The sequence below is a fragment of the Streptomyces sp. NBC_01275 genome, assembly GCF_026340655.1.
GTDB lineage: Bacteria > Actinomycetota > Actinomycetes > Streptomycetales > Streptomycetaceae > Streptomyces.
On record NZ_JAPEOZ010000001.1, the window covers coordinates 7,084,469 to 7,096,716 of the forward strand.

The following is a 12,248-nucleotide window of genomic DNA, read 5'->3' on the forward strand; positions in this document are numbered from 1 at the left end:
CAAAGTAGTCTTGAGCCCATGCCTGAACGCCGTACCGTCGCACTCGTCACTCTTGGCTGCGCCCGTAACGAGGTGGACTCGGAGGAGCTCGCAGGCCGTTTGGAGGCGGACGGCTGGCAGCTCGTGGAGGACGCCGAGGAAGCCGACGTCGCCGTCGTCAACACCTGTGGCTTCGTCGAGGCCGCCAAGAAGGACTCCGTCGACGCCCTCCTGGAGGCCAACGACCTCAAGGGGCACGGCAGAACCCAGGCCGTCGTGGCGGTGGGCTGCATGGCCGAGCGGTACGGCAAGGAACTCGCCGAAGCCCTTCCCGAAGCCGACGGCGTCCTCGGCTTCGACGACTACGCCGACATCTCCGACCGCCTCCAGACCATCCTGAACGGCGGGATCCACGCCTCCCACACCCCGCGCGACCGCCGCAAGCTGCTGCCGATCAGCCCGGCGCAGCGGCAGGAGTCGGCCGCCGAGGTCGCGCTGCCCGGACACGGCCCGGTGGACCTTCCGGACGGCCTCGCGCCCGCCTCGGGCCCCCGTGCGCCCCTGCGTCGCCGCCTCGACGGCGCCCCGGTCGCCTCCGTCAAGCTCGCCTCGGGCTGCGACCGGCGCTGCACCTTCTGCGCCATCCCGTCCTTCCGAGGCTCCTTCATCTCGCGCCGACCGAGCGATGTGCTGAACGAGACGCGGTGGCTGGCCGAGCAGGGCGTCAAGGAGATCATGCTGGTCTCCGAGAACAACACCTCCTACGGCAAGGACCTGGGCGACATCCGCCTCCTGGAGTCCCTGCTCCCGGAACTGGCCGACGTCGACGGGCTCGAACGGGTGCGCGTCAGCTACCTCCAGCCGGCCGAGATGCGGCCCGGGCTCATCGACGTGCTGACCTCGACGCCGAAGATCGCCCCCTACTTCGACCTGTCCTTCCAGCACTCCGCGCCCGGCGTGCTGCGCGCGATGCGCCGCTTCGGCGACACCGACCGCTTCCTGGAGCTGCTCGACACCATCCGGAGCAAGGCGCCCCAAGCCGGCGTCCGCTCCAACTTCATCGTCGGCTTCCCCGGCGAGTCCGAGTCCGACCTGGCTGAGCTGGAGCGCTTCCTCGAGGGCGCGCGGCTCGACGCCATCGGCGTCTTCGGGTACTCCGACGAGGAGGGCACCGAGGCCGCGACGTACGAGAACAAGCTCGACGAGGACGTCGTCGCCGAGCGGCTCGCGCGGGTCTCCCGGCTCGCCGAGGAGCTCGTCTCCCAGCGGGCCGAGGAGCGGCTGGGCGAGACCGTGCACGTGCTGGTGGAGTCCGTGGACGACGAGGGCGTGTACGGCCGCGGGGCGCACCAGGCGCCGGAGACCGACGGCCAGGTGCTGCTCACGTCGGGCGCATCCCTGAGCGTCGGTCGTATGGTCGAGGCGAAGGTGGTCGGCACCGAGGGCGTCGACCTCGTCGCCGAGCCTCTGCCGGGCTCGTTCGGGTGTAGTGAGGAGGCGGGCAGATGACGGGTGTTCCGGCATCGGCCGCGGGCGGCTCCCCGCAGGCGAAGGAAGCGGCGGCGAGCATGTCGGCCGCCGACCTCGACGACGCCGGCAGGTCCCCGCGTGGCGGGAAGCTGGCGGCCGCCGCCGTCAACCAGGCCAGCGTCTGGAACATCGCCAATCTGCTGACGATGCTCCGGCTGATCCTGGTGCCCGGCTTCGTCGCGCTGATGCTGGCCGACGGCGGCTACGACCCGGCGTGGCGCTCGCTCGCCTGGGCCGCCTTCGCCGTCGCCATGATCACCGATCTGTTCGACGGGCATCTGGCCCGGACGTACGACCTCGTCACCGACTTCGGGAAGATCGCCGACCCCATCGCCGACAAGGCGATCATGGGAGCGGCGCTGATCTGCCTCTCCGCGCTCGGCGACCTGCCGTGGTGGGTGACGATCGTGATCCTCGGCCGGGAGCTCGGGATCACCCTGATGCGTTTCCTGGTCATCCGGTACGGCGTCATTCCCGCGTCGCGCGGCGGCAAGCTCAAGACGCTCACCCAGGGTGTGGCCGTCGGGATGTACGTCCTGGCGCTCACGGGGTGGCTGGCCACCCTGAGGTTCTGGGTGATGGCCGCGGCGGTCGTCCTGACCGTGGTGACCGGGCTCGACTATGTGAGACAGGCCATTGTGCTGCGTCGGCAGGGGATCGCCGAGCGCGAGGCCGCTTCGCAGGAGACACGGGCGTGAATTCCCCGGCCGCCGACGTGGTGCGACTACTCACGGTGAAGGGCGAGACGCTCGCTGTGGCCGAGTCGCTGACCGGCGGCCTGGCCGCGGCGGAGATCACATCGGTCCCCGGGGCGTCCAAGGTCTTCCGGGGCTCGGTCACCGCCTACGCCACCGGGCTCAAGCACGAGCTGCTCGGCGTCGACGCCGGCCTGCTGGCCGCGCGCGGGGCCGTGGACGCGCAGGTCGCGGCCCAGATGGCGGCGGGAGTACGCAAGACGCTGGGCGCCGACTGGGGCGTCGCGACCACCGGCGTCGCCGGCCCCGACACCCAGGACGGGCACCCCGTCGGGACGGTCTTCGTGGCCGTCGACGGGCCGTTCGGGCCGGATTCCGGTTCCGCCGGCGGCGGAAAAGTGGAGGCCCTGCGGTTGAACGGCGACCGTGCGGAAATTCGTAGAGAGAGTGTACGGAGCGTACTCGCACTGCTCCTGAAGGAGCTTGCGGGCGAACAGACCGGGAATGAGCGGGCACAGGATACGGAACAGAACGGGGGGTTTTGATGTTTGCAGCCCTGAGTGAACACGACATCGCTCCCCGCACGGCCGCAGCGCAAGGCGGTACGGTGGGGCGTGAAGGATGCGGCTACGCGGTCCGAGGAGGGAGCCACCGATGATTCTGCTCCGTCGCCTGCTGGGTGACGTGCTGCGTCGGCAGCGCCAGCGCCAGGGCCGTACTCTGCGCGAAGTCTCCTCGTCCGCCCGAGTCTCACTCGGCTATCTCTCCGAGGTGGAGCGGGGGCAGAAGGAGGCATCCTCCGAGCTGCTCTCCGCCATCTGCGACGCGCTGGACGTACGGATGTCCGAGCTCATGCGGGAAGTGAGCGACGAGCTCGCTCTCGCCGAGCTGGCCCAGTCTGCTGCGGCCACCCCCAGCCAGCCTGTGCCCACATCGGTGCGTCCGATGCTGGGTTCCGTGTCGGTGACCGGTGTGCCACCGGAGCGGGTGACCATCAAGGCGCCCGCCGAGGCGGTGGACGTGGTCGCCGCATAGGGCATGTGCCTGGGCGCGTGAGTCGACGCGTCATTGTGTGAGGCCCCGGCTGGGGCTTCTCCGGGGAGACCCGGGGAGGCGGCGGTCGGGGTTTTTCGCGTCCGTTCGGTCTTTCCGTGTGCGTTTGCCGGTGTCGGGTGCTGAGGTCATCGTGGAGGGGCAGCACGAGAGCCGAACACCGGAGGTACGGATGCCCGTCGTGAAGAGTCCGCTCTCGGACTCCGACCTGAAGACCGTCTCCGAGGCGTTGCAGGGCGCGCTCGTCGACCTGGTCGACCTGTCGCTCGTCTCCAAACAGGTCCACTGGAACGTCGTAGGGCCCCGATTCCGGTCCGTCCACCTCCAGCTCGACGAGGTCGTGGACGTCGCCCGCACCCACTCCGACACCGTGGCGGAGCGCGCCTCGGCGCTGGGCGTCTCACCGGACGGGCGGGCGGCCACGGTGGCGGCCGGCAGCGGGATCGCCGCGGTGAGCGACGGGTGGGTCAAGGACTCCGACGCGGTGGGGACGCTGGTGGCGGCGCTGGGCGCGGTGATCACCCGGATGCGGGAACGCGTGTCGGCCACGGGGGAGGCGGATCCGGTCAGCCAGGACATCTTCATCGGCATCACCGCGGATCTGGAGAAGCATCACTGGATGTTCCAGGCGGAGAACGTGTGACGCGTCTGACACCTGTGGCGGAGTGGCGGAGTGGCGGAGTGGCGTCGAGTCGGCGTGAGGTTGGCGTGGGGTTGGAGGTGAGGCTGTGGCGGGGCGAATAGTTCGCCGGGGGGCTGTTCTGGGGCTCGGCGCCCTGTGGTGGTGGGCTGCCGTACGGCTTGCCGTGGCACCAGGCGCCGGGGCGCTGGAAGGAGCGGTCGCCGCCGGGGGGTGGGGCCTGAGCCTGCTGCCCGTGCACTGTGTGTCCAAGGCGCGGGCTGTGGGGGCGGTTGCGGCGGGGCGGTGGAAGGGGGCTTGGAGGGCGGGTGAGGGGGGCGGGTGAGGGGGGCGACTGGGGGTGCGGGTGACTGAGGGCGGTCGTTGAGCGGTCGTTGAGCGGTGGCTGGAGGGGGTGTCTGAGGGCGTGTCTGAGGCGGGTGGTTGAGGGCTGGCTAGGGGGGCGTTGAGGGTGAGACTGAGGGGATGGGGATGGGGGTGGGGGTTTTGGGGTGCCGGTAAGAACGCTGTCACCAGCCGCAAACGGCAGTGATCTTGCGGGGCGTCACCCGTGTGGGTGAGTCCGGGGCTGTACGGCTGCGGTGGGTGAAGCTCTGCGAGGACGATTTTGATCGTGGCCCGTACTCCGTTGGACGTGGATGAACTCGTCGAGCACTGGACGCTGTTGAAGGATGAGCAGGTGCTCGTGTCCGGCAAGCGTGGTGCGACGCGACTGGGCTTCGCCGTGCTGCTGAAGTTCTCTACGCAGTACGGCCCGGTTTCCCCGGAACCGGACAGAGCTGCCCGGTGAGGCCGTGGAGTTCGTCGCCCGTCAGGCGCAGGTTCCTGCCTCGGAGCTGGAGTCCTACGACTGGACGGGCCGCACGGTCGAGTACCACCGTGCGCAGATCCGGGAGCACCTCGGCTTCCGTGAGTGCAGCGTCGCGGACGCGGAGAACCTGACGGCGTATCTGGCCGAGCACGTCGCAAACAAGGAACGCAGGCCCGAGCAGGTCCGGGTGGAACTGCTGGCGCGCTGCCGCACGGAGAGCATCGAGCCGCCCACGCCGGGCCGGTGCGATCGGATCGTGGCGGCTGCCCTGCGGGCGGCCGAGGAGTTGCTGACGGCCCTGATCTCCTCCCGGCTGACCGTGGAGAGCATCGAGCGGATCGCGGCTCTGGTGGCCGGCGCCGACCAGGACGACGCCGGACCCGCAGGTGGCGGTACGGAGGGCGAGGACGCGCCGCCGGTTCTGGCGAAGGTCAAGGAAGCGCCGGGCAACGTGAGCCTGGAGACGATGCTCACCGAGATCGACAAGCTCCTGGCGGTGCGGGCGATCGGCCTGCCACGGGATCTGTTCATCGACGTCGCGCCGAAGGTCGTGGCGGGCTGGCGGGCGCGGGCCGCAGTGGAGTCGCCTTCCCACCTGCGGACGCATCCGGTGGCGCTGCGGGTGACCTTGCTGGCCGCGCTGCTGCTCGCCGAGGCGTCGCTCGGCACCCCGGAGGGGACGATCCGCCAGGTGGTGTTCCCGGCGGTATCCGGGGGCGAGGCGACGCTGCGGGAGCTGGTAACGAGTTCAAGACCCGCGGGCCGGTCTACCGGCGCACGGTGCAGACCACGCACGGTGCAGACCACGCTGAAGGCGTCCTACACCAATCACTACCGGCGCGGGCTGATCAAGCTGTTGGACGTGCTGGAGTTCCGCTCCAGCAACCGCGCCCACCGGCCGGTGATCGAGGCCCTGGCGCTGGTGGCGCGGTACGCGAACGCGGGGAACACGACGTACTACCCGCTGGGCGAGACGGTTCCGGTCCACAAGGCGATGGGCGGGGACCGGGCGGAGGTCGTCCACCGCGCCGACAAGCGGGGCCGGCGCCAGGTGGTGCGCATGGTCTACGAGGTCGCCGCCTTCCAGGCCCTGCGCGATCAGCTCAAGTGCAAGGAGATCTGGGTGGTCGGCGCCGACAAGTGGCGCAACCCGGACGAGGACCTGCCCCAGGACTTCGAGGCCCGGCGGGAGGAGAACTACCGGGAGCTGCGCAAGCCGCTGGACGCCGCGGTGTTCGTCGACGAGCTGCGCGAGCAGGTGACGACCGAACTGACCCTGCTCAACGACAAGATGCCCAAGCTGTCCTGGCTGGACATCGCCGAGCGCAAGTCCGGAGCGATCCGGCTGACGGCAGCCGAGGCCCAGCCCGAGCCGCGCAACCTGCGCAGGATCAAGGCCGAGGTACAGCGGCGTTGGGGCATCGTGCCGCTCGTCGACATGCTGAAGGAAGCGGTGCTGCGGACCGGCTGCCTGGACGCGGTCACCTCCGTCGCCGGCGGCGGCAGGCTCTCGCCGGAGGTGCTGGCCGAACGCCTGCTGCTGGTCATCTACGCGTACGGCACGAACACCGGGATCAAGGCCGTGGCGTCCGGCGGCCACGGCCATACCGAGGACGAGCTGCGCTACGTACGCCGCCGCTATCTGTCGGCGGAGGCCGCTCGCGCCATCGGCGTCCAGATCGCGAACGCCACCTTCGCCGCCCGCAGCACGGAGCTGTGGGGCCAGGGCTCGACCGCAGTCGCCTCCGACTCCACCCACGTCCGCGCCTACGACCAGAACCTCTTCACCGAGTGGCACTCGCGCTACGGCGGCCGCGGGGTCCTCATCTACTGGCACGTGGAGAAGAAGTCCCTGGCCATCCACTCCCAGCTGATCAACTGCACGGCCTCCGAGGTCGCCGCGATGATCGAGGGCGCGATGCGGCACGGAACCACCATGGATGTCGAGGCCAACTACACGGACTCGCATGGCCAGTCGGAAATCGGGTTTGGCATCACGAGACTGCTGATGTGGGCTTGCTGCCGCGTATCAAGCGGATCAACAAGGTGAAGCTGTACCGGCCGGTGGTGGGCGACCCGGACGCCTACCCGCAGTTGACCCCGGCGCTGACCCGCCCGATCCGCTGGGAACTCATCGCCCGGCAGTACGACCAGATGATCAAGTACGCCACCGCGATCCGTACCCGTACCGCCTCCACCGAGGCGATCCTGCGCCGCTTCACCCGCAACGCCTCCCACCCCACCTACGCGGCGATGCTGGAGGTCGGCCGCGCACAGAAGACCATCTTCGTGGCCCGCTACCTGCGGCTTCGGGATCTCCAGCGGGAGATCGAGGAGGGCCTGAACGTCATGGAGTCCTCCAACGGCGCCAACTCCGTGATCGCCTACGGCAAGGGCGGGGAGATCGCCTCCAACCGGCGCGACGAGCAAGAGATGTTCGTGCTGTGCCTGCGCATCCTCCAGTCCGCCCTGGTCTACGTGAACACCCTCATGCTCCAGGACGTCCTGGACGAGCCGGAGTGGGCGGACCTGCTCACATCGGCCGACCGACGCGGCCTGACCCCGCTGTTCTGGTCCCACGTGCGTCCGTACGGCGAGGTGAACCTCGACATGGACGCTCGTCTCGATCTCACAGTGGCCGCGGTGCCCGGCCCCCGCACTGCGGGCGATGGGGAGTTGGCCGAGGAACGTACGGAGGCGTGAGCGTTGCCATTCCCGCGCGCTGGTCTGCTCGTGCCGGTCTGCGATGTGCGACCAATCCGCCGCGTCGTATCCGGCCGCCATGGCGAGCTGGTCGATACGGTCGCCGAGCGGCTGCCCGCGTTCTCCAAGCCCGCGTTCTCCATGCCCGCAGCGTAGACCGGGCCGCCCGGCCCAGGGTGGTCCTGGCCTTCCCAGGGAACGGCAAGCTCTGGTTAGCCGTCCCGAGCGGGCGCAAAGTGGTCCGCATCCGCCCACCGCACCGGCCGGGCCGGTCCACCAGGACCGGCCCGCGCAGCAGACCCAGGAGCACCCCATGAGCTACCCCGCCCTCGCCGCCCGTACCGCTGTCGTCACCGGAGCGGCCAGCGGCATGGGCGCGGCCACCGCCCGCCTGCTCGCGGCGGGTGGCGCCCGTGTCGCCCTGTTCGCCCGGCGTACCGACCGGCTGGACGCGCTGGCCGCCGAACTCACCGCCGCCGGAGGCCAGGCCCTCGCTGTCACCGCCGACGTCACCGACCAGGCATCCGTCGACGCCGCCGCCAAGGCCGTCCACGATGCCTACGGCCGGGTCGACCTGGTGGTCAACAACGCGGGCGTGATGCTGCCCAATCCCCTCACCGAGGGTCGGCTCGACGAGTGGACCCGCATGATCGACACCAACCTCACCGGCGCCCTGCGCGTCATCCGCGCGTTCACTCCCGACCTCACCGAGGCCGCGGCCGACGGCAGCACCGCCGACCTGGTCAACGTCTCCTCCATCGCCTCCCACGTCCTCTTCCCCGACTACGCCGTGTACGGGGCCACCAAGGCCGCCCTCACCCAGCTGTCCGCCGCACTGCGCACCGAGCTGGGCCCACGCGACGTCCGGGTCAGCACCATCGAGCCGGGCCTGACCGACACCGAACTCGGTGGGCACATCGACAACCCGGAACTGCGCGAGCAGCTCGGCGGGATGTTCACCGCGATCCCCGCCCTCACCGCCGAGGACATCGCCGACCTCGTCGCGTACATCGTCAGCCGTCGCCGGCACGTCAACCTGCGCCAGTCGATCGTCCTGCCGACCCGCCAGGCCTGACATTTCCCGGTCACCCGCCGGGGCCGCCGTCCCTGCCTCCTGATCAGTGGGTGTGCTGCCTGGCTCCAGCAGGGCCAGGCGGCACACCGCCGTGATCGGCCACAATCGTCGTATGAGCACCGCAACCAGCCTGAGCGACTTCCTCCGGACCCGCCGCGCCCGCCTTCACCCGCAGGATGTGGCCCTGCCGGACTTCGGCGGCACGCGCCGGGTCACCGGCCTGCGCCGCGAGGAGGTCGCCCAGCTCGCAGGGGTCAGCGTCGACTACTACACCCGGATGGAACAGGGCCGCGTGGCCAACCCCTCGGACACCGTGCTCGACGCCCTCGCCCGCGCACTGCGGCTGAACGACGACGAGAGCCGGCACCTGCACCAGCTGGCCCAACCGCGGCAGACCGCCCGTCCGGCGCGCAGGCACCAGGTCAGCCGGCAGCACGTACGGCCGATGCTCCAGCGGCTGCTGGACGAGCTGAAGGACATGCCGGCCATGGTGATGGGCCGGCACACGGACATCCTGGCCTGGAACCCGGCAGCGGCCGCCCTCTTCGGCGACTACGCCGCCGTGGACCCGGCCGAGCGCAACATCGCCCGGATCACCTTCCTCGACCCGGCGTCCCGAGACCTGTACGCGGACTGGTCTTCCTGCGCCCGCGAGAACGTGGCCTACCTCCACCTGGAGGCTGGACGGAACCACCCCAGCGACCCGCGACTGGCACACCTGATCGGGGAGCTGTCGTTGAAGAGCGAGGACTTCCGCCGCTGGTGGGCAGAACACCCGGTCCAGGACAAGACCTCGGGCATCAAGCGGTTCCACCACCCGTTGGTCGGCGACCTGGAACTGACCTACGAGACCCTGCGCGCTGCCGACGACCCCGACCAGGCACTGATCACGTATGCGGCCCAGCCGGACACCTCGTCCCACGACGCCCTTCACATGCTGCTTGCGTGGACCGCCCCCACAGCCACTGGTGCTCATCAACCGACCGATTGATGAGCAAGATCGAGAAGTGGCGGCGCGCGACCGGATCGGCACCGGATCATGCCCATAAAACGGTGTCAGAAAGTCGATGTGCTCAAGAACTTGAGGAGCACCCTTTTCTGTACGATCTGGCAGGTGCAGCCCCCCCCCAGGACAACGAGACCGCCGATCTCCTCGCCCCCGTTCCGGCCGTACGGACCGGCAGCCTCGTGGGATACGCACGCGTGTCCACCAAAGGCCAGTTGCTCGACCGGCAGATCCACGCACTCACCGAAGCAAGGTGCATCCGGATCTTCTCCGACAAGAAGTCCGACAAGAAGTCCGGCAAGAACGCCGAACGCGAGGAGCTGTGGAAGGCCCTCGACTACCTGCGCGAGGGCGACACCCTCGTCGTCCCGTCGCTGGACCGGCTCGGCCGCTCCATCCAGGACCTCATCGCGATCGTGTCCGGCCTGCGCAAGCGCGGCATCGGGTTCACCTCGCTACACGAGGCGCTCGACACGACCACGCCCGGCGGGCGCCTGGTCTTCCACGTGTTCGCGGCCCTGGCGGAGTTCATCCGCGAACTTATCGTGCAGGGCACCAACGAGGGCCTGGACGCCGCCCGCGCCCGCGGCGCCCGACTCGGCCGCCCGCCGGCGATGACCGAGGAGCAGGTACGTCACGCCCGCGACCTACTCGCCCGCCCGGAGAACACCGTCACCTCGATCGCCAAGCTCCTCGGCGTCTCCCGCAACACCATCTACAACTACGTGCCCGAACTCAAGGGGGTCGCCTCGCACTCGCTGAGGCGACGAGCATGCCCGAACTGCCCCAACCCACCAGGTCAGAGGACTGATCACCGCCGTTTGCGGCTGGTGACAGCGTTCTTACCGGCACCCCGTTTTGCGGGGCAGGGCGGAGGGTGCGTCGGGGGTGGGGTGGGGGATGCGTCGGCGTGGGGCCGGGGGATGCGTCGAGGGGGAGTTCGGGGGTGAGTCGTTGGGGTGGGCCCGGGGATATTTCAGGGTGAGACCGGGGGCATGGTGAGGGTGAGTCCGGGGGGCATGGCAAGGGGGGTGACTACCAAGGCATCGCGACCCCGCCGTTCGGGCGGAGGATCTGGCCCGTCGTGAAGGCCGACGCGTCCGAGGCCAGGTGGAGCACCGCGTGGGCGATGTCCTCCGGTTCGCCGACCCGGCCCAGGGGTGACATACGGGCCATGAGCGCCTCGGTGTGCGCCTGTGCGCCGGGGTCGCGGCGATCGGTCATGGGGGTGCGGATCCAGCCCGGGGCGACGGCGTTGACGCGGATGCCGTGGCGGCCGACCTCGGTCGCCAGGGTCTTCGTCAGCTGGACCACGGCAGCCTTGGCGACTCCGTAGCAGAGCAGGCCGGGGCCGCCGGTGTCGACGGCGCCCGAGGCCATGGTGACGATGCTGCCGCCGGCGTCGCGCGCGAGCATCACGCGGGCGGCCTCCTGGCAGGCGTACAGCACGCCCTTGAAGTTGACGGCCAGGACCCGGTCGAGGTCCTCGTCCCGTGTCTCCAGAACCGGGCTGCTGTGCATGATCCCGGCGACGGCGGCCATCACGTCCAGCCGTTCACAGGAGTCGACGGCCTGTCGGATCTGGGCGCGGTCGGTGACGTCGAGACGGTGGGTGCGGACGGTGCCGCCCTGCTTCTCGATCAGCGCCGCCGTCCCGTGCAGACCCTGCTCGTCGCGGTCCGCGCCGTGCACGGTGGCGCCGGCCTGGGCGAGCAGTACGGCGCAGGCGCGCCCGATTCCGCTCGCCGCGCCGGTGACGAATGCGGTGCGTCCGGTGAGGTCGTACGCCTTCACGGCCATGAGGGGACGGTACGAGGGTTTCTGACGCACCGTCAATTGGTGGGGTGGGGGCGGATGCGGTGCGTCGGCGGGGAGCCCGGGGGCGGGGTGGGGCCCGTCTGGCAGGTGGGGCACCAGTAGGTGGGGCGTTCGCGGGAGCCGTCGCCCTGGTCTGCGGCGCGGACGGACGTGCCGCAGCGCAGACAGGGGCGGGGTGCACGGCCGTAGACGAAGAGGTCCTGGCCGCGGCGGCCCGTGGTGCTGCGGACGGGGCGGTCGCGGTTGGCTTCCAAAAGCCTTCGGGCGAGCGCGGGCAGCTTGGCGGCTCGGTCGGCGGGGAGCGCGCCGACGGGGAGCCAGGGGGTGGCGCCGAGGAGGAAGCAGAGCTCGCTCTTGTAGACGTTGCCGATACCGGCGAGGTTGCGCTGGTCCAGGAGAGCCTCGCCGAGGGGGCGGGCGGGGTCGGAGAGGAGGTTGGCCAGGGCCTGGTCGGGGTCCCAGTCGGGGCCGAGCAGGTCGGGGCCGAGGTGGCCGACGGCGCGTTGTTCGTCGGCGGTGCGCAGGAGGTCGAGGACGGGGAGGCGGTAGCCGACGGCTGTGCGGTCGTCGGTGCCGAGGATCGCGCGGATCTGGTGCGCCGGGCCGCCGGTCCAGCGCTCGCCCTGGGCGTACACCTTCCAGGAGCCGTCCATCCGCAGATGCGAGTGGAGCGTCAGGCCGCCCTCGACGCGGGTGAGGAGGTGCTTGCCGCGCGCGGTCACGTCCAGGACGGTACGGCCGGTGAGGTCGGCGGTCGCGTACTTCGGCACCCGGAGGTCGGATCGGGTCAGGACCTTGCCGGCGAGGGCGTCGTGCAGTCGCCTCGCGGCCTGCCAGACCGTGTCACCTTCGGGCATGGGTCAAGGGTGGCATGAGCGGGCCTGGTGGTTGGGGTGCGGAGGGCGTGGGTGTGGGTGTGGGTGGGTGAGGGTGGGGGG

General features: G+C 70.4%; 12 protein-coding genes and 1 pseudogene. 11 read left to right on the forward strand and 2 right to left on the reverse strand.

Annotated features, from left to right (window positions below; all coding sequences use genetic code 11):
* Positions 1-18: 18 nt before the first annotated feature.
* The 11 genes and pseudogenes from rimO to OG562_RS46060 all read left to right on the forward strand — a co-directional run bounded on the left by rimO (position 19) and on the right by OG562_RS46060 (position 10,442).
* Positions 19-1,488 (forward strand): 30S ribosomal protein S12 methylthiotransferase RimO, encoded by a 1,470-nt coding sequence (gene rimO / locus OG562_RS31485; protein WP_266403935.1) that lies wholly within the window; start codon positions 19-21, stop codon positions 1,486-1,488.
* Positions 1,485-2,207 carry a CDP-diacylglycerol--glycerol-3-phosphate 3-phosphatidyltransferase gene (gene pgsA / locus OG562_RS31490; RefSeq protein ID WP_266403938.1) on the forward strand — a complete coding sequence of 241 codons (723 nt, stop codon included), beginning with the start codon at positions 1,485-1,487 and terminating at the stop codon, positions 2,205-2,207. Before rimO ends, pgsA begins: the two co-directional genes overlap by 4 nt.
* The gene (locus OG562_RS31495) at positions 2,204-2,749 is read left to right on the forward strand and encodes a CinA family protein (protein ID WP_266403941.1); all 546 of its coding nucleotides are present in this window, start codon (positions 2,204-2,206) and stop codon (positions 2,747-2,749) included. The genes pgsA and OG562_RS31495 overlap by 4 nt, the downstream gene beginning before the upstream one ends.
* 109 nt (positions 2,750-2,858) lie before the next feature.
* Entirely contained in the window at positions 2,859-3,239 is a 381-nt protein-coding gene (locus OG562_RS31500) for a helix-turn-helix domain-containing protein (RefSeq protein WP_057575292.1), read from the forward strand.
* A 190-nt stretch (positions 3,240-3,429) separates the two neighbouring features.
* Positions 3,430-3,900, forward strand: coding sequence for a Dps family protein (locus OG562_RS31505; RefSeq protein WP_266403947.1), 471 nt, complete (start codon positions 3,430-3,432; stop codon positions 3,898-3,900).
* An 85-nt stretch (positions 3,901-3,985) separates the two neighbouring features.
* A complete protein-coding gene (locus OG562_RS31510; protein ID WP_266403948.1) occupies positions 3,986-4,222 on the forward strand; it encodes a hypothetical protein in 237 nt (78 codons plus the stop codon).
* Between the two features lie 309 nt (positions 4,223-4,531).
* Positions 4,532-4,687: a hypothetical protein gene (locus OG562_RS31515; protein WP_266403950.1), complete on the forward strand. Its 156-nt coding sequence runs from the start codon at positions 4,532-4,534 to the stop codon at positions 4,685-4,687.
* 4 nt (positions 4,688-4,691) lie between these two features.
* A pseudogene (locus OG562_RS31520) lies at positions 4,692-7,411 on the forward strand (Tn3 family transposase).
* Positions 7,412-7,724: 313 nt separating this feature from the next.
* Entirely contained in the window at positions 7,725-8,486 is a 762-nt protein-coding gene (locus OG562_RS31525; RefSeq protein WP_266403952.1) for an SDR family oxidoreductase, read from the forward strand.
* 112 nt (positions 8,487-8,598) lie between these two features.
* The gene (locus OG562_RS31530) at positions 8,599-9,477 is read left to right on the forward strand and encodes a helix-turn-helix transcriptional regulator (protein WP_266403954.1); all 879 of its coding nucleotides are present in this window, start codon (positions 8,599-8,601) and stop codon (positions 9,475-9,477) included.
* Positions 9,477-10,442: a recombinase family protein gene (locus OG562_RS46060; RefSeq protein WP_323187577.1), complete on the forward strand. Its 966-nt coding sequence runs from the start codon at positions 9,477-9,479 to the stop codon at positions 10,440-10,442. Before OG562_RS31530 ends, OG562_RS46060 begins: the two co-directional genes overlap by 1 nt.
* Positions 10,443-10,527: 85 nt before the next feature.
* Here OG562_RS46060 and OG562_RS31540 read toward each other — a convergent pair whose 3' ends face one another.
* Together OG562_RS31540 and OG562_RS31545 are read right to left on the reverse strand one after the other, a co-directional pair.
* Positions 10,528-11,292: an SDR family NAD(P)-dependent oxidoreductase gene (locus tag OG562_RS31540; RefSeq protein ID WP_266403957.1), complete on the reverse strand. Its 765-nt coding sequence runs from the start codon at positions 11,290-11,292 to the stop codon at positions 10,528-10,530.
* Positions 11,293-11,324: 32 nt separating this feature from the next.
* Positions 11,325-12,167: an Fpg/Nei family DNA glycosylase gene (locus OG562_RS31545; RefSeq protein ID WP_266403961.1), complete on the reverse strand. Its 843-nt coding sequence runs from the start codon at positions 12,165-12,167 to the stop codon at positions 11,325-11,327.
* Positions 12,168-12,248: the final 81 nt, after the last annotated feature.